This window comes from Rahnella sp. PD12R, from assembly GCF_019200965.1.
Taxonomy (GTDB): Bacteria; Pseudomonadota; Gammaproteobacteria; order Enterobacterales; family Enterobacteriaceae; genus Rahnella; species Rahnella laticis.
This window is the reverse complement of the sequence record NZ_JAHTMS010000027.1, coordinates 1-16,350: the sequence shown is the minus strand read 5'-3', so window position 1 is coordinate 16,350 and position 16,350 is coordinate 1. Positions and strand designations below refer to the sequence as shown.

Below are 16,350 nucleotides of genomic sequence, written 5' to 3'. Positions count from 1 at the left end.
GCCAGGATACAGGAATACATAAAGCACCAACTGGAAGAGGATAAAATGGGTGAGCAGCTCTCGATCCCATATCCGGGCAGCCCGTTTACGGGCAGTAAGTAATCCATAGATGCAAATGTCAGATCGCGATGCGCCTGTTAGGGCGCGGCTGGTAACAGAGCCTTATAGGCGCATATGAAAAACCTCCGGCTATGCCGGAGGATATTTATTTTTCAGCGAACCGGGATCAGCGATGAGCCAGTTCAGCGGTTTCTTCAGAATCCATCACCGCTTTGTCTGTCTGTTTTAACAGCTGGCTGGTAATTGTCCCGGCGGTCATAGAACCACTTACGTTCAGGGCAGTACGGCCCATATCAATCAGCGGTTCGACGGAGATCAGCAACGCAACCAGGGTAACCGGCAGGCCCATCGCCGGTAACACGATAAGTGCTGCGAAAGTCGCGCCGCCGCCCACACCGGCAACACCGGCGGAGCTCAGGGTGACAATCCCGACCAGCGTGGCAATCCAGACCGGATCAAACGGGTTGATGCCCACGGTTGGCGCAACCATGACGGCCAGCATTGTCGGATACAAACCGGCACAGCCATTCTGGCCGATAGTGGCGCCAAAGGATGCTGCGAAGCTGGCAATCGATTCAGGGATCCCCAGACGACGAGTTTGTGCTTCAACGCTCAGCGGGATAGTGGCGGCGCTGGAACGGCTGGTGAACGCGAAGGTCAGCACCGGCCAGACTTTACGGAAGAATTTCGCCGGGTTAACGCCGGTGAAAGACAACAGCACAGCGTGAATCACGAACATGATGGCCAGACCGAGGTAAGACGCCACCACGAAGCTGCCCAGTTTGATGATGTCCTGAATGTTAGAACCGGCAACCACTTTGGTCATCAGTGCCAGAACACCGTACGGGGTCAGTTTCATGACCAGACGAACCAGTTTCATCACCCAGGCTTGCAGGGTATCGATGAATGCCAGAACGCGCGGGCCTTTCTCTGCATCATCTTTAACCAGCTGAAGTGCCGCAACGCCAACGAAGGCCGCGAAAATCACCACGCTGATGATGGACGTCGGACTTGCACCGGTCAGATCGGCAAACGGGTTTTTAGGAATAAAGGAAAGAATCAGCTGAGGAACGCTCAGGTCAGCGACTTTGCCCACATAGTTGGACTGGATAGCGGTTAGGCGCGCGGTTTCCTGCGTCCCCTGTACCAGGCCGTCTGCAGTCAGGCCGAACAGACCGGTAACGAAAATCCCCACCAGAGAGGCGATAAGCGTTGTCAGCAGCAGAGTGCCGATAGTCAGGAAGCTGATTTTACCCAGCGAAGAGGCATTATGTAATTTCGCCACTGCGCTCAGAATTGACACGAAGACCAGCGGCATCACAATCATTTGCAGCAGCTGAACGTAGCCGTTGCCGACAATATTGAACCAGGTAATTGACGTTTTAAGAACCGGATCGTCGGAACCATAAATCAGTTGCAGTGCCAGACCGAATACCACACCGAGTGCCAGACCTGCTAAAACTTTTTTTGCCAGACTCCATTGCTTATGACGGGTTTGCGCCAGCAGCAAAAGGAGGGCAACGAAAACCACTACGTTAATCACGAGCGGAAAATTCATACCAGACTCCAAACTTATAATTTTTTAAAACGGGTGTTCCCGGAAGGGATTGCACCATCCCATAGCATTGGGGTGAAGAATATCAGTTGGGTGCCCGATCATTTATATCCAAAAGGAATGCGTTATAACTTTTCTGCTCTATTCGTATTAAATTACGCCAGATAGCCGGGTTTTTGTGCTGCTCAGATGAAGAGTTTTAGAATATGGTTAAAAATATCGGGATTAATTGCACCAATAATGGGCGTCCAGTCCGGCCAGAAAAGGGTGAGCCCGACCAGCATCAGGCACAATGTTCGCTCCAGCTGATTGCCTTTTTGGCTGTTAATGATGGGCAGACGGAAACGCCAGCGGCAGGGCCACAATAAAGGAACACCGGCAGGCGTCAGCATATCAGCCAGAATATGGCTCAGATAGCCGATAATCATGGCGTGAAAGGCATCGATGGGTATCACCCAGTCGTGAGGGAAATGGGTGCGCAGAAGAAAAATTCCTCCGGCGACGGCAAGCAGGCTGTGCGTAAATCCGCGGTGCCCGAAAGCCCGCGCGATCGGAGCGGAAATCCATTTCAGGCGCTGGCCAATCAGGGATTTTGGGTGGTCAATGTCGGGCAGCAGGCACGTCAGCAGTGACCCCGGAATAATATGCCACCAGTCACCGTGCGCCAGTTCCGGAGAAAGCTGTGCCTTTTTCGCAAATACTGCACAGGCAATTGAAAAAATGAGATGGCCTTCCGCCGTCATGACGCGTCCGAACTGGATAACTGTTATTTTATCCAGTATAAGTGAAACTGTCACAATCTTGGAAGGGACACCCTGTAACTAATTGTCAACGATATGATAAAAAAGAAAAAGGCGTATAAAAAATACGCCTTTTTGCTGTCACTTATTGGGCTATTATCGCGCCAGCCATCCGCCATCAACGGCAATTGTATAACCGTTAACGTAATCCGAGGCTTTCGACGCCAGAAAAACCACGGGGCCCATGACATCTTCAGGCGAACCCCAGCGTCCAGCGGGGATGCGATCAAGAATTTCTTTGCTGCGATCTTCATCTGCACGAAGTTGTTCAGTGTTGTTGGTAGCCATATAGCCCGGTGCAATGGCGTTAACATTGACGTTGTGTTTCGCCCATTCATTCGCCATCAGCCGGGTGATGCCCATGACGGCACTTTTTGATGCCGTATAAGAAGGAACGCGAATGCCGCCCTGATAGGAAAGCATGGAAGCAATGTTAATAATCTTGCCGCCGGTACCCTGTTTAATGAACTGTTTAGCCACAGCCTGAGACATGAAGAATAGCGTCTTGCTGTTCACGTTCATCACGTCGTCCCAGTTCTTCTCGCTGAACTCGATAGCATCTTCCCGGCGAATGATACCGGCGTTGTTCACCAGAATATCGATATGACCAAGCTCGCTGACCGCTTTTTCGATGAGTTCGGGAATGCCCGTAATGCTGCTCAGGTCAGCGCGAAGATCGAGGAAACGGCGGCCGGTCGCCGTGATTTTTTCGGCTGTTTCGTTTGGCGCCGAAACGTTAATACCTACGATATCGCAACCGGCTTGTGCCAGCCCCAGCGCCATACCCTGGCCCAGCCCGGTGTTACAACCGGTCACGATTGCGACTTTGCCGCTTAACTCAAATGCATTGAGGATCATATTTAAAGTCTCTTTTGCACGGCACGTTCGCCATTAAAGGATGATTTGCTCCGCCGCCGTGCAGCAGAGCACAAGGGTTAACGCAGTTCGCTGACTTTGACGTGATCCATGTCGTCAAATACCTGGTTTTCGCCGACCATTCCCCAGATGAAGGTATAGTTTTTCGTGCCTACACCGGAATGAATTGACCAGCTCGGCGAAATGACGGCCTGTTCGTTATGAACGAGTAAATGACGCGTTTCCTGTGGCTGCCCCATCATGTGAAACACGGCGGTTTCTTCTTCCATATTGAAGTAGAAATACACTTCCATTCGGCGCTCGTGGGTATGGCAAGGCATGGTGTTCCACAGGCTGCCTTCTTCGAGTTTCGTCAATCCCATCGTCAGCTGGCAGGTTTCTAAAACGTCAGGGACGATAAATTTATTGATTGTGCGGCGATTGCTGGTGGCCGCATCGCCAATAGTTTGAGGAGACGCTTCGGCGAGCGTGATTTTTTTGTTGGGGAACGTCGTGTGCGCAGGGGCGCTGTTGTAGTAGAACTTGGCGGGTTTTACGGCATCAACGCTGCTGAATTCAACGTGCTTCGCGCCTTTGCCGACGTACAACGCTTCTTCATGACCAATCTCATAAGTTGTTCCGTCAACCACAATGAGCCCCGGCCCACCGATGTTGATCACGCCCAGCTCGCGGCGTTCGAGGAAATAGCTCACGCCGAGTTGTTTACCAACTTCGTCGCCTACAGAAACTGACTTTTCTACTGGCATCACGCCGCCGACGATAATGCGGTCGATATGGCTGTAGGTCATGGTGTAGGCGTTTTTCTCGAAGATTTTCTCAATGAGGAATTCGCGGCGTAATTCTGCGGTATCCAGCGTTTTGGCGTGGTCGCTGTGAATGCTTTGACGAACTTGCATGTCGGTGCCTCTCATAGGATTGCAATAAAGGAGGACGTGCCGGGCGAGTCTGACCGTTGCGTGGCAGTGACAGCGTACAGAAGCAGGAGAGCTCCCGGCTCGTCCTTGTTAAACGCAGCATAGGTTCATTGGCATGTTAATTCAATAAAAATGAAATAACGTTTTATTTATTTTATGAGGCAGTTCAAGGTTCGCGAAATTAAACGCTGTTCGGGGAAATGTGGCAGGGAAAATGCGAAGTCAGGCTGAAGCAGGGAACGGCGCAGAAGCGGGTTGCTTTGCGCCGGCTTACCAGGGAAGACGTCTCAGAGGATATGTGCAGGCACTAAAGCTTCAAGGGTCGCGAGCCTGGTGTCGGCCAGCGCCCAACGCGGATCTTCGCGATACTCACTGGCGGGAACAACAATCGAGCGCATGCGTGCGGCTTTCGTGGCAATCATCCCGTTGAAGGAATCTTCGAGCGTGACGCAGTTAAGAGGATCAACTTGCAATTCTCCGGCGGCGAGCAGATAAACTTCGGGGTGCGGTTTACTGTAAGGCAGGTTTTCTGCCGAAGTGATCACCTGAAAATAGGATTGCAGGTTGAACATCTCAAGAACCGCCCTGAGCATAAATAAAGGAGAAGCTGACGCGAGGCCAATCTTCAGCCCGCTGTCACGACACAGCTCAAGTGCCTGGTTCACGCCCGGCAGCAAAGGGCGCGTTTGTTCCACCAGTTCAATGGTGCGCGCGATGATCATTTTAGACACTTCGTCCTGCGTCGGCCCCTGCCATGGCAGCGTTTGATACCACATTCTGACCACCTGATCGACGCGCAACCCCAGCGTATCCGGCAGTAAATGTCGCTGGGTAATATCGACGCCCAGGCTACCGAAAACGTCCAGTTCTGCCTGAACCCAAAGTGGTTCAGAATCAATTAACAGACCATCCATATCGAAAATTGCTGCATTAACAGGGCGAACATAAGTCATGAAAGCGGACTCCGTAAAAGTGAATTGACGCTTTACTCTAACACCGCCGGTTCTGAGGGTGAAATCCGATAGAGGAACGGTCAGGAAAACCGTCATAAGCGCTGTTTCAGGCAGGCATCGCCAGTAACTGATTAAAACATTGGGCGCAAAATACTTTCTGTGGGTAAACTTACGTGTTGCTTTAGGTGTCCTAACAAGGGGAATTCATGACGTACCAACAAGCCGGACGCGTGGCAGTGATTAAACGGATTGCAGGATGGATTATTTTTATCCCTGCGCTGCTTTCAACACTGATTTCATTGCTTAATTTTATTAACGAACACACTAAAACTGAGCAGGGCATCAATGCCGTTATGCTGGATTTCGTCCACGTGATGGTTGATATGGTGAAGTTCAACACCTCGTTTCTTAACGTTTTCTGGTACAACTCCCCCGTTCCCGCTCTGGGGCAGGGCGTGACCACCGCCAACATCGTGTTCTTTATTATCTACTGGCTGATTTTTGTCGGTCTGGCGTTACAGGCATCCGGCGCAAGAATGTCCCGTCAGGTGAAACATATCCGTGAAGGCATTCAGGATCAGCTGATCCTCGAACAGGCGAAAGGCGCGGAAGGGCGTACACGACCACAAATTGAAGAACGGATTGTCATCCCGAGACATACAATCCTGGTGCAGTATTTCCCGCTCTATATCTTGCCCATCGTTATTGCAGTCGTTGCCTATTTCGTTTTGAAATTATTAGGTTTAATTGCAGGTTGATCTGACATTACTTTTTGTAACATCTGACTTATCTTTCTCATAAATAAGGCCTGAATATTTTCATTATTCAGGCCTTATTTGTTTATACATAAAAACATTTACCAGGCTAATTAATGTCGTCGTGGAGAAGTCTTTCGATAGCGCGCTGGGCAACGACGAGATGCTGCCCTCCGAATAAATTACTGCGATTTAGCAGGTAATATAACTGGTAGATGGGTTGCCTGGAAATGAAGTCATCCGGAAGCGGCGTTTTGCTCTGATAACCGTCATATAATTGTGGCGGAACATTAGGATACAGCGGAAGCATCGCCAGATCGCATTCCCTGTCGCCCCAGTAACAGGCGGGATCGAAAATGACCGGGCCGTGTTCGGAAAGGCCACAGTTGTGCGGCCATAAATCGCCGTGGAGTAAAGAAGGCTGAGGCTGGTGGTTCTGTAAGCGGGCATGAACCATTGCAGTGATATCTTCGATATTGCCGAACGTCATTCCTTTTTCCGCCGCCAGTTGCAACTGCCAGCCGATACGCTGTTCGGCAAAGAATGTCGCCCAGCGCCGCTGCCAGCTGTTGGGTTGCGGCAGGGTCGCCAGCTCATTATCGAAATCAAGACCGAATTGCAGTTGCTCGCTCCACTGATGTAACGCGGCAAGTTGCTGCCCTAAAATGTAGGCGTTATGGGCATCCAGAGGCTTTTGCGGGATATATTCCAGCAGCAGGAAACTGTAGTCACGATCGCTGCCAACACCATAAACCTCAGGCACGCGAACCGTCTGACTACGGGCAAGCAGGGCGAGCTGATCGGCTTCAGCCGCGAAAATAGGGAGCATTTCGCGCGCATTGCACTTCACGAATACATCCCTGTCACCGTAGCTCAACCGCCAGGCCGGGTGAATTTCTCCTCCCGGCAGTTCAACACGTTCGCGGATTTCAGCACTGCCCAGGTGTTCACTCAACAAACGATTGACGGCTTGCCACATGGTATCACCCCTTCTGACTGGCCCGATAATTCATTAAGTTAGCGTTTTTTGTGGTTCAAAAACCCGATCCCGCGCACGGCTGAATCAGATGATGCTGTTAATTTATGCGAATTGCGACGTGGCTGAACTGAGAGTGTAATCAATGAATCTGTTAATTTCAGAATATGTGACGTTAAAGAGGTTTTATATGCAGAATTGTCTTATCGACATGTGTCTAACCCCCTTGTTTAACAAAACAATAATAATAATAGACTAAAAATATATTCAGGTGTGGGAAGAAGATGTATATGCTAGCCCTCGTCCCAGTCGCGAGAGAGAAAACGTGAAACCAAAAATTCTTTATTTGATGGCCGCGCTTTTACTGGCGGGTTGCGCTAAAGAAACACCGGTTAAAACCACGCATTTTTTGAATCCATCGCCACCCATACAAAGCGAAACTTCATTAATGCATCCGGGGCCTTATGGTGATGTTATTCATCAGGCGGCAAATACTTACGGCGTCGACGAAACACTTGTTAAAGCAATCATTCAGGTTGAATCTGGATATAACCCAACCGTTGTCAGTAAATCGAATGCGATTGGGTTAATGCAGCTAAAGGCCTCAACGGCAGGACGCGATGCCTACCGGATGAAAGGACGTTACGGGCAGCCCAGCGCTCATGAACTGAAAGACCCTGCAATGAATATCGACTTGGGCACGGCGTATCTGAGTATTCTCCAGCAGCAACTGGCGGGGATCAGTAACCCGGAAACCCGTCGTTATGCAACGACGGTGGCCTACGTTAACGGGGCAGGGGCTTTACTGAGAACTTTCGCGAAAGATAAAACATACGCAATTGCGAAAATTAATCAGATGTCCCCGCAAGAGTTTTATCAGCATGTGCAGCAGAAACATCCGGCGCCACAGGCTCCGCGTTATCTGTGGAAAGTGAACAGCGCCTATCTGGCGATGCGTTAAATTTCGTTTTCCGCCAGTAGCGAATCAGGCTGCTGGCGGAAAATGAGAAATAATTTCAGTCACGCCGTTAATCACAAACTGCACGCCCATACAGACCAGTAAGAATCCCATCAGCCGTGAAATTGCTTCAATCCCGCTTTTCCCAACCAGACGCATAATTCCGCCCGCACTGCGCAATGTGAGCCATAAAATCAGGCTGACCAGAAAGAAAATCAGCACCGGCGCGACTAAAATTACCCAGTGAGGAAAATCTGAACCTTCCCTGATGGTTGATGCGCTGCTGATAATCATCGCAATAGTACCCGGGCCCGCGGTGCTTGGCATCGCCAGCGGCACAAACGCGATATTCGGTGAATCCTGCCGTTTCATCTCCTCGGTTTTGTTTTCCATCAGCACCTTCTCTTCAACGTGTGGCTGAGGGAAAAGCATTCGGAAACCGATAAATGTGACAATCAGGCCACCCGCAATACGCAAGCCGGGAATTGAAATCCCGAAGGTATTCATCACCAGTTGTCCGGCGTAGTAGGCGACCATCATGATGATGAAAACGTACACCGAGGCCATCAGCGACTGCTGATTTCGCTCCTGCGCTGTCATGTTTCCGGATAGCCCAAGTAAGAGGGCAACGGTGGTTAACGGATTCGCCAGCGGAAGAATCACCACTAAACCCAATCCGATGGCCTGAAATAACAGGCTGACTTCTGACATAAATTTCCCTTTTGAAAAGCGTTTGTGTTTACCTTAGCGTGTCCGGAGGGGATTACACGAAAAATATCCATCTTAAGCAACACAGGTTGCTGGAAATTCGCACTTTACGGGTGGTAAACTCGCTGTCTGTTTTCACGTCGCATCCCGATACAATTACGTGATGTATTCCAGGGTGCCTATATTTGGCAAAGTAAAGCTGAATAGCGTGAATAACTACATGAAATTAAACTCAAATATTTTTCTAGATGTGCTCTGTCGTGTGGGGCACCACTGTAGATTAAGGAATTAACATGCCTGTCATTACTCTTCCTGACGGAAGCCAGCGCGTTTTTGATCGCCCCGTTTCACCTCTTGATGTTGCTCTCGATATCGGTCCTGGTCTGGCGAAAGCCTGTATCGCTGGTCGCGTTAACGGCGAACTGGTTGATGCAACCGATCTGATTGAAACCGACGCACAACTGGCGATCATCACCGCTAAAGACGAAGCCGGTCTTGAAATTTTGCGTCACTCCTGTGCGCACCTTTTGGGTCATGCCATCAAGCAATTGTGGCCAGATACCAAAATGGCTATCGGCCCGGTTATCGATAATGGCTTCTATTATGACGTCGATTTAGATCGCACGCTCACTCAGGAAGACATCGAACTGCTTGAAAAGCGTATGCACGAACTGGCTGAAAAGAATTACGACGTTATTAAAAAGAAAGTCAGCTGGCAGGAAGCGCGCGATACCTTTGCAAGCCGTGGTGAAGAATACAAAGTCGCGATTCTGGATGAAAACATCAGCCATGACGATCGTCCGGGCCTGTATCATCATGAAGAATACGTGGATATGTGCCGTGGTCCGCACGTACCGAATATGCGTTTCTGCCACCATTTCAAACTGCAGAAAACTTCCGGTGCATACTGGCGTGGCAACAGCGATAACAAAATGCTGCAACGTATCTACGGCACTGCCTGGGCAGATAAAAAGCAACTGAATGCCTACATTCAGCGTCTGGAAGAAGCCGGCAAGCGCGATCACCGTAAAATCGGTAAACAACTCGACCTGTATCACATGCAGGAAGAAGCGCCGGGCATGGTGTTCTGGCACAACGATGGCTGGACTATTTTCCGTGAGCTGGAAGCCTTCGTACGTATGAAACTGAAGTCTTACGACTATCAGGAAGTCAAAGGTCCGTTCATGATGGATCGCGTACTGTGGGAAAAAACCGGTCACTGGGAAAACTACAAAGAAGCGATGTTCACTACTTCTTCTGAAAACCGTGAATATTGCATCAAACCGATGAACTGCCCGGGGCATGTTCAGATCTTCAACCAGGGTCTGAAATCCTACCGTGATTTGCCATTGCGTATGGCCGAGTTCGGCAGCTGCCACCGTAACGAGCCGTCTGGTGCATTGCACGGCCTGATGCGTGTTCGTGGTTTCACTCAGGACGACGCCCACATCTTCTGTACTGAAGAGCAGGTTCGCGACGAAGTGAACAGCTGTATCCGCATGGTTTACGACATGTACAGCACTTTTGGTTTCGAAAAGATTGTGGTGAAACTGTCCACCCGTCCTGAGAAGCGCATTGGTACTGACGAAATGTGGACTAAGGCGGAAGATGACCTGGCCGCAGCACTGACCGAAAACAAGATTGAATTCGAATATCAGCCGGGTGAAGGTGCGTTCTACGGTCCGAAGATTGAATTTACCTTGCATGATTGTTTGGATCGTGCGTGGCAGTGTGGTACCGTGCAGCTCGACTTTTCATTACCTGGTCGCTTGAACGCCTCCTATATTGGAGAAAGCAACGACCGTCAGGTCCCGGTAATGATTCACCGTGCTATCCTGGGTTCCATGGAGCGCTTCATCGGTATTCTGACCGAAGAATACGCCGGGTTCTTCCCGACCTGGATGGCGCCGGTGCAAGTTGTGATCATGAACATTACTGATTCACAAGCGCCGTATGTCGAAGAATTAACTAAAAAACTGCAAGATGCAGGCATTCGCGTTAAAGCCGACTTGAGAAATGAGAAGATTGGCTTTAAAATCCGCGAACACACGCTGCGCCGTGTTCCTTACATGTTAGTTTGTGGCGATAAAGAGGTCGAATCAGGCAAAGTTGCTGTTCGTACCCGCCGCGGCAAAGACTTGGGAAGCATGGATGTTAGCGAAGTCGTTGACAAACTGCTGGCGGAAATCCGCAGCAGAAGTCTTCATCAACTGGAGGAATAAAGTATTAAAGGCGGAAAACGAGTTCAACCGGCGCGTCCTAATCGCATTAACAAAGAGATTCGCGCGCAAGAAGTTCGCCTCACCGGCGTCGATGGCGAGCAGATTGGTATTGTCAGTCTGAATGAAGCTCTTGAAAAAGCTGAGGAAGCGGGCGTCGATTTAGTAGAAATCAGTCCGAATGCCGAGCCGCCAGTTTGTCGAATCATGGATTACGGCAAATTCCTCTACGAGAAGAGCAAGTCGACCAAAGAGCAGAAAAAGAAACAAAAAGTTATTCAGGTTAAGGAAATCAAATTCCGACCTGGTACCGATGATGGCGACTATCAGGTCAAACTACGCAACCTGATTCGCTTTCTGGAAGATGGCGATAAAGCCAAAATCACCCTGCGGTTCCGCGGGCGTGAAATGGCGCACCAACAGATCGGTATGGAAGTGCTTAACCGCGTCCGTAAAGACCTGTGTGAAGATTCTGAACTGGCCGTTGTCGAATCCTTCCCTACGAAGATCGAAGGTCGTCAGATGATCATGGTGCTCGCACCTAAGAAGAAACAGTAAGGCTTCCAAGTAATCCTGCTGCGCGGTGTTCGCACCGCGCATGCTGGATTCGCCTTTCTGATTCATGTTAATAACAATGCGAAGTGGAATTTAAAATGCCAAAGATCAAAACAGTACGCGGCGCCGCTAAACGCTTCAAAAAAACCGCCAACGGTGGTTTTAAGCGTAAGCACGCAAACCTGCGTCATATTCTGACCAAAAAAGCTACTAAGCGTAAACGTCACTTGCGTCCAAAAGGCCTGGTATCCAAGAACGATTTGGGTCTGGTCTCTGCATGTCTGCCGTACGCATAAATACACTTTTTTTAATCTAGAATATAAAACTCAGGAGAGCATATGGCTCGCGTAAAACGTGGTGTGATTGCACGTGCACGTCACAAGAAAATCTTAAAACAGGCGAAAGGTTACTACGGTGCCCGTTCTCGCGTATATCGTGTTGCATTCCAGGCTGTTATCAAAGCTGGTCAATACGCTTACCGTGACCGTCGTCAAAAGAAACGTCAGTTCCGTCAGCTGTGGATCGCGCGTATCAACGCAGCAGCTCGTCAGAACGACATGTCTTACAGCAAATTCATTAACGGCTTGAAAAAAGCTTCTATTGAAATTGACCGTAAGATCTTGGCTGACATCGCAGTATTCGACAAAGTGGTATTTGCCGCTCTGGTCGAAAAAGCGAAAGCAGCACTGGCGTAAGTCAGGTGAAAGAGGGAGCTTGCTCCCTCTTTTATATTTTGTGTTTAAAAACAGGCTGATTCGTTGTTTAATACTGACAGTCCCGTTTACGTCCTGGCACAAGAAAGACAATCATTAAGGTAACGCAAGCATGAATGCTGCTATTTTCCGTTTCTTTTTTTACTTTAGCGCCTGACTCAGGAAGGCTTTCGCGCGTAAGAGAAGAAACGAAAAGTAGCGCCTAAGCCTCCCTCGTGGAGGCTTTTTTGTATCTGTGCTTTATACACTAAGGTTCAGGGTCAAAATCGCGCCCCTGATTAATCACGGTTATTTTACATCGGGCCATATTGGCCAGAAGAAGAGGAAAGCAATGCCACATCTCGCAGAGCTGGTTGCCAATGCCAAGGCAGCCGTAGAGAGTGCTCAGGATATCGCCGCGCTGGATAACGTGCGTGTCGAATATCTGGGTAAGAAAGGCCACCTGACGCTCCAGATGACGACCCTCCGTGAATTGCCAGCGGAAGAACGTCCGGCAGCAGGCGCAGTGATCAACGAAGCGAAAACGCAGGTTCAGGAAGCCCTGAATGCGCGGAAAAATACGCTGGAATCCGCTGTGCTGAATGCGCGTCTTGCAGAAGAAACGATTGATGTTTCCCTGCCAGGCCGTCGTATCGAAAACGGCGGTTTGCATCCGGTGACCCGTACTATCGATCGCATTGAAACTTTCTTCGGTGAACTCGGATTTACCGTGGAAACCGGTCCTGAAATCGAAGATGACTATCATAACTTCGATGCCCTGAATATTCCGGGCCACCACCCGGCCCGTGCTGACCACGATACTTTCTGGTTTGACGCTAAGCGCCTGCTGCGTACTCAGACGTCCGGCGTTCAGATCCGCACGATGAAAGATCAGCAACCGCCAATCCGTATTATTGCACCGGGCCGCGTTTACCGTAACGATTACGACCAGACACACACGCCGATGTTCCACCAGATGGAAGGCCTGATTGTTGATAAAGACATCAGCTTCTCCAACCTGAAAGGCACGCTGCACGATTTCCTGAACAACTTCTTTGAAGCTGATTTGCAGATCCGTTTCCGTCCTTCTTATTTCCCCTTCACCGAGCCTTCTGCGGAAGTTGACGTTATGGGCAAAAACGGTAAATGGCTGGAAGTGCTGGGTTGCGGCATGGTGCACCCGAACGTATTGCGTAACGTCGGTATTGATCCGGAAGTGTATTCCGGTTTTGCCTTCGGGATGGGGATGGAGCGTCTGACCATGTTGCGTTATGGCGTGACCGATCTACGTGCATTCTTCGAAAACGATCTGCGTTTCCTCAAACAGTTTAAGTAAGGCGGGAATATCACATGAAATTCAGTGAACTCTGGTTGCGTGAGTGGGTAAACCCAGCCATCAGCAGCGAAGCATTATCAGACCAAATCACCATGGCCGGCCTGGAAGTCGATGGCGTTGAACCTGTCGCGGGCGCTTTTAACGGCGTTGTAGTGGGCGAAGTGGTCGAATGTGGCCAGCATCCGAATGCAGACAAACTGCGTGTAACGAAAGTAAACGTAGGCGGCGATCGTCTGCTGGACATCGTTTGTGGCGCACCAAACTGCCGTCAGGGCCTTAAGGTTGCCGTCGCCACAGTGGGCGCAGTATTGCCGGGTGATTTCAAAATCAAGGCAGCCAAACTGCGTGGCGAACCGTCTGAAGGCATGCTGTGCTCTTTCTCTGAGCTGGCGATTTCGGATGATCACGATGGCATCATCGAGTTACCGCTGGATGCGCCCGTGGGCACCGATATTCGTGAATTCCTGAAACTGGACGACACGACTATTGAAATCAGCGTGACGCCGAACCGTGCAGATTGCCTGGGTATTCTGGGCGTGGCGCGTGACGTTGCGGTGATTAACCAGCTCCCGCTGGTTGAGCCGGAAATGAATCCGGTTAAAGCCACTATTGATACGGCTATTTCTATCGATGTTCAGGCTCCTCAGGCTTGTCCGCGTTATCTGGGCCGCGTGGTCAAAGGCATCAACGTTAAGGCGCCTACGCCATTGTGGATGCGTGAAAAACTGCGCCGCTGCGGTACGCGTTCAATCGATGCCGTCGTTGATATCACCAACTATGTGCTGCTTGAACTTGGTCAGCCAATGCACGCCTTCGACCTGAACCGTATCGACGGCGGTATCGTTGTGCGTATGGCGAAAAAAGATGAAGCGCTGACTCTGCTTGATGGCACTGAAGCTAAACTGAACGAAGACACGCTGGTGATCGCCGATCACGGCAAAGCACTGGCGATGGCCGGTATTTTTGGTGGCGAACATTCTGGTGTGAACGACGAAACTCAGGACGTGCTGCTGGAATCTGCATTCTTTGCTCCGCTGTCTATCACCGGCCGCGCGCGCCGTCAGGGTCTGCACACTGACGCGTCGCACCGTTATGAACGTGGCGTTGATCCGCAACTGCAGTTCAAAGCCATCGAACGCGCAACCGCGTTACTGCTGAGCATTTGTGGTGGCGAAGCGGGTCCGGTTATTGACGTAACGTCAGAAGCCGATTTGCCGAAAGCCGCAACCATTACCCTGCGTCGCGAAAAACTGGATCGCCTGATTGGCCATCACGTTGAAGATGTGCAGGTAACGGACATTCTGACCCGTCTGGGCTGCCAGGTTCAGCATAAAGGCGATCACTGGGTGGCTGTCGCACCGAGCTGGCGCTTTGACATGCAAATTGAAGAAGATCTGGTGGAAGAAGTTGCCCGTGTCTACGGTTACAACAACATCCCTGATGTCCCGGTGAAAGCCAGCCTGGTGATGACCAAACACCGTGAAGCTAATCTGTCGCTGAAACGTGTGAAAAATCTTCTGGTTGACCGTGGTTTCCAGGAAGCGATTACCTACAGTTTCGTTGATCCTAAAGTGCAGGCATTACTGCATCCGGGCGAAGACGCGCTGATTTTGCCAAGTCCGATTTCTGTCGAAATGTCGGCAATGCGTCTTTCTCTGTGGTCTGGTCTGCTGACTGCGGTAGTCAATAACCAAAATCGTCAGCAAAGTCGCGTGCGCATATTTGAAAGCGGCCTGCGCTTTGTGCCTGATACTCAAGCCGATTTGGGTATCCGTCAGGACGTCATGCTATCTGGTGTGATCTCCGGAACGAAAAATGAAGAGCATTGGGATCTGGCGCGTCAGGCAGTTGACTACTACGATTTGAAAGGTGATCTTGAGGCTATTCTTGAGCTTACCGGCAAAATGAACGATGTACAGTTCAAGGTTGAAGCAAATCCTGCACTGCACCCTGGGCAGAGCGCAGCGATTTATTTACGCGGCGAACGTATTGGTTTCATTGGTGTAGTACACCCGGAACTGGAACGTAAACTCGATCTCAATGGCCGTACTGTTGTCTTCGAACTGTTATGGAATAAGGTCGCAGACCGCGTACTGCCTGATGCGAAAGAGATTTCCCGCTTCCCGGCGAACCGTCGTGACATCGCTGTTGTTGTGGCTGAAAACGTGCCCGCAGACGATATTTTGGCAGAGTGCAAGAAAGTTGGCGCAAATCAGGTAGTTGGCGTAAACTTGTTTGATGTGTACCGTGGCAAGGGCGTAGCTGAGGGTTATAAGAGCCTGGCTATCAGTCTGGTGTTGCAGGATACCGCCCGTACACTGGAAGAAGAGGAGATCGCCGCTACCGTTGCAAAATGCGTAGAGGCTCTAAAACAGCGATTCCAAGCATCCTTGAGGGATTGAACCTATGGCGCTTACTAAAGCTGAAATGTCAGAACACCTGTTTGAGAAGCTCGGGCTGAGCAAACGGGATGCCAAAGACCTTGTTGAAATATTTTTCGAAGAAGTCCGTCGTGCTTTGGAAAATGGCGAGCAAGTAAAACTGTCTGGCTTTGGCAACTTTGATCTGCGTGACAAAAACCAACGTCCGGGACGTAACCCGAAAACCGGCGAAGATATTCCGATCACGGCGCGTCGTGTGGTGACTTTCCGTCCGGGACAGAAATTGAAAAGTCGTGTTGAGAATGCCACTCCGAAAGAATAAGTAAAATCATCAAAAAGGCCGCGAAAGCGGCCTTTTTTTTGTGCACAGAAAACCCCCAGCTAGGCTGGGGGTTCAGTAAAGCTTTCAGCTTTGAGCCAGTTATAAAAACCCCTTTTGATTTGTTAAAACAGTTTGCGGTCTGGCAACTGCAAAGGTTCAACAAGAAATCAAAAGGGGGTCCCAATGAGGGACGAAAAGAGCTTAGCGCACACGCGATGGAACTGTAAATATCACATAGTTTTTGCGCCGAAGTACCGAAGAAAGGTGTTCTACGGAGRGAAGCGCAAAGC

At 50.2% G+C, this 16,350-nt stretch carries 18 protein-coding genes, 1 pseudogene and 1 other annotated feature; of the genes and pseudogenes, 12 read left to right on the top strand and 7 right to left on the bottom strand.

Features of this window, described 5'->3' with window-relative positions:
* Positions 1-102: pseudogene (locus KWG64_RS25415) on the top strand (IS200/IS605 family transposase); the annotation flags it as partial.
* A 124-nt stretch (positions 103-226) separates the two neighbouring features.
* Here the strand turns inward: KWG64_RS25415 and KWG64_RS25410 are convergent.
* From KWG64_RS25410 to hxpB, 5 genes are all read right to left on the bottom strand, one after another.
* Positions 227-1,618 carry an L-cystine transporter gene (locus KWG64_RS25410; protein ID WP_218523484.1) on the bottom strand — a complete coding sequence of 464 codons (1,392 nt, stop codon included), beginning with the start codon at positions 1,616-1,618 and terminating at the stop codon, positions 227-229.
* 182 nt (positions 1,619-1,800) lie between these two features.
* Positions 1,801-2,358 carry a metal-dependent hydrolase gene (locus tag KWG64_RS25405; protein ID WP_218523486.1) on the bottom strand — a complete coding sequence of 186 codons (558 nt, stop codon included), beginning with the start codon at positions 2,356-2,358 and terminating at the stop codon, positions 1,801-1,803.
* A 153-nt stretch (positions 2,359-2,511) separates the two neighbouring features.
* On the bottom strand, positions 2,512-3,273 hold the full coding sequence (gene kduD / locus KWG64_RS25400; protein WP_218523483.1) for a 2-dehydro-3-deoxy-D-gluconate 5-dehydrogenase KduD: 762 nt from the start codon (positions 3,271-3,273) through the stop codon (positions 2,512-2,514).
* Positions 3,274-3,350: 77 nt separating this feature from the next.
* Positions 3,351-4,187, bottom strand: coding sequence for a 5-dehydro-4-deoxy-D-glucuronate isomerase (gene kduI / locus KWG64_RS25395; protein ID WP_195814426.1), 837 nt, complete (start codon positions 4,185-4,187; stop codon positions 3,351-3,353).
* Between the two features lie 305 nt (positions 4,188-4,492).
* A complete protein-coding gene (hxpB, locus tag KWG64_RS25390; protein ID WP_218523482.1) occupies positions 4,493-5,158 on the bottom strand; it encodes a hexitol phosphatase HxpB in 666 nt (221 codons plus the stop codon).
* A 206-nt stretch (positions 5,159-5,364) separates the two neighbouring features.
* Here hxpB and KWG64_RS25385 point away from each other — a divergent pair, with 206 nt between their 5' ends.
* On the top strand, positions 5,365-5,916 hold the full coding sequence (locus KWG64_RS25385) for a YniB family protein (protein ID WP_195814428.1): 552 nt from the start codon (positions 5,365-5,367) through the stop codon (positions 5,914-5,916).
* A 106-nt stretch (positions 5,917-6,022) separates the two neighbouring features.
* Here KWG64_RS25385 and KWG64_RS25380 read toward each other — a convergent pair whose 3' ends face one another.
* The gene (locus tag KWG64_RS25380) at positions 6,023-6,892 is read right to left on the bottom strand and encodes a fructosamine kinase family protein (protein WP_195814429.1); all 870 of its coding nucleotides are present in this window, start codon (positions 6,890-6,892) and stop codon (positions 6,023-6,025) included.
* A 322-nt stretch (positions 6,893-7,214) separates the two neighbouring features.
* Here KWG64_RS25380 and KWG64_RS25375 point away from each other — a divergent pair, with 322 nt between their 5' ends.
* Positions 7,215-7,850, top strand: a complete 636-nt coding sequence (locus KWG64_RS25375) for a transglycosylase SLT domain-containing protein (RefSeq protein ID WP_152326331.1) — start codon at positions 7,215-7,217, stop codon at positions 7,848-7,850.
* Between the two features lie 24 nt (positions 7,851-7,874).
* Here the strand turns inward: KWG64_RS25375 and KWG64_RS25370 are convergent, their stop codons facing one another.
* The gene (locus KWG64_RS25370; protein WP_104922568.1) at positions 7,875-8,558 is read right to left on the bottom strand and encodes a MarC family NAAT transporter; all 684 of its coding nucleotides are present in this window, start codon (positions 8,556-8,558) and stop codon (positions 7,875-7,877) included.
* Between the two features lie 290 nt (positions 8,559-8,848).
* Between KWG64_RS25370 and thrS the strand changes: the two genes are divergently transcribed.
* From thrS to KWG64_RS25325, 9 genes are all read left to right on the top strand, one after another.
* The gene (gene thrS / locus KWG64_RS25365) at positions 8,849-10,777 is read left to right on the top strand and encodes a threonine--tRNA ligase (RefSeq protein ID WP_101077102.1); all 1,929 of its coding nucleotides are present in this window, start codon (positions 8,849-8,851) and stop codon (positions 10,775-10,777) included.
* Positions 10,778-10,780: 3 nt separating this feature from the next.
* Positions 10,781-11,332: a translation initiation factor IF-3 gene (gene infC, locus KWG64_RS25360; RefSeq protein ID WP_013576136.1), complete on the top strand. Its 552-nt coding sequence runs from the start codon at positions 10,781-10,783 to the stop codon at positions 11,330-11,332.
* A gap of 95 nt (positions 11,333-11,427) precedes the next feature.
* Complete coding sequence (gene rpmI, locus KWG64_RS25355) at positions 11,428-11,625, top strand: 50S ribosomal protein L35 (RefSeq protein ID WP_013576135.1); 198 nt, start codon at positions 11,428-11,430, stop codon at positions 11,623-11,625.
* Between the two features lie 42 nt (positions 11,626-11,667).
* Positions 11,668-12,024, top strand: coding sequence for a 50S ribosomal protein L20 (gene rplT, locus KWG64_RS25350; RefSeq protein ID WP_056773451.1), 357 nt, complete (start codon positions 11,668-11,670; stop codon positions 12,022-12,024).
* A gap of 125 nt (positions 12,025-12,149) precedes the next feature.
* Positions 12,150-12,274, top strand: a sequence feature (Phe leader region).
* Entirely contained in the window at positions 12,155-12,199 is a 45-nt protein-coding gene (pheM, locus tag KWG64_RS25345; RefSeq protein ID WP_106120997.1) for a pheST operon leader peptide PheM, read from the top strand. Its footprint overlaps the feature before it by 45 nt.
* A 99-nt stretch (positions 12,275-12,373) precedes the next feature.
* Positions 12,374-13,357 (top strand): phenylalanine--tRNA ligase subunit alpha, encoded by a 984-nt coding sequence (gene pheS, locus KWG64_RS25340; RefSeq protein ID WP_152325692.1) that lies wholly within the window; start codon positions 12,374-12,376, stop codon positions 13,355-13,357.
* Positions 13,358-13,371: 14 nt separating this feature from the next.
* Complete coding sequence (gene pheT / locus KWG64_RS25335) at positions 13,372-15,759, top strand: phenylalanine--tRNA ligase subunit beta (RefSeq protein ID WP_218523481.1); 2,388 nt, start codon at positions 13,372-13,374, stop codon at positions 15,757-15,759.
* 4 nt (positions 15,760-15,763) lie between these two features.
* Positions 15,764-16,060: an integration host factor subunit alpha gene (gene ihfA, locus KWG64_RS25330; RefSeq protein WP_004089944.1), complete on the top strand. Its 297-nt coding sequence runs from the start codon at positions 15,764-15,766 to the stop codon at positions 16,058-16,060.
* A 183-nt stretch (positions 16,061-16,243) separates the two neighbouring features.
* Positions 16,244-16,350, top strand: a 107-nt coding sequence (locus tag KWG64_RS25325) for a transposase (RefSeq protein ID WP_218523485.1), incomplete at its 3' end; no start/stop codon positions are given.

Coding starts and splice junctions, on each gene's coding strand:
- KWG64_RS25410 (WP_218523484.1), bottom strand. CDS start 1,618: ATGAATTTTCCGCTCGTGATTAACGTAGTGGTTTTCGTTGCCCTCCTT.
- KWG64_RS25405 (WP_218523486.1), bottom strand. CDS start 2,358: ATGACGGCGGAAGGCCATCTCATTTTTTCAATTGCCTGTGCAGTATTT.
- kduD (WP_218523483.1), bottom strand. CDS start 3,273: ATGATCCTCAATGCATTTGAGTTAAGCGGCAAAGTCGCAATCGTGACC.
- kduI (WP_195814426.1), bottom strand. CDS start 4,187: ATGCAAGTTCGTCAAAGCATTCACAGCGACCACGCCAAAACGCTGGAT.
- hxpB (WP_218523482.1), bottom strand. CDS start 5,158: ATGACTTATGTTCGCCCTGTTAATGCAGCAATTTTCGATATGGATGGT.
- KWG64_RS25385 (WP_195814428.1), top strand. CDS start 5,365: ATGACGTACCAACAAGCCGGACGCGTGGCAGTGATTAAACGGATTGCA.
- KWG64_RS25380 (WP_195814429.1), bottom strand. CDS start 6,892: ATGTGGCAAGCCGTCAATCGTTTGTTGAGTGAACACCTGGGCAGTGCT.
- KWG64_RS25370 (WP_104922568.1), bottom strand. CDS start 8,558: ATGTCAGAAGTCAGCCTGTTATTTCAGGCCATCGGATTGGGTTTAGTG.
- thrS (WP_101077102.1), top strand. CDS start 8,849: ATGCCTGTCATTACTCTTCCTGACGGAAGCCAGCGCGTTTTTGATCGC.
- rpmI (WP_013576135.1), top strand. CDS start 11,428: ATGCCAAAGATCAAAACAGTACGCGGCGCCGCTAAACGCTTCAAAAAA.
- rplT (WP_056773451.1), top strand. CDS start 11,668: ATGGCTCGCGTAAAACGTGGTGTGATTGCACGTGCACGTCACAAGAAA.
- pheS (WP_152325692.1), top strand. CDS start 12,374: ATGCCACATCTCGCAGAGCTGGTTGCCAATGCCAAGGCAGCCGTAGAG.
- pheT (WP_218523481.1), top strand. CDS start 13,372: ATGAAATTCAGTGAACTCTGGTTGCGTGAGTGGGTAAACCCAGCCATC.
- ihfA (WP_004089944.1), top strand. CDS start 15,764: ATGGCGCTTACTAAAGCTGAAATGTCAGAACACCTGTTTGAGAAGCTC.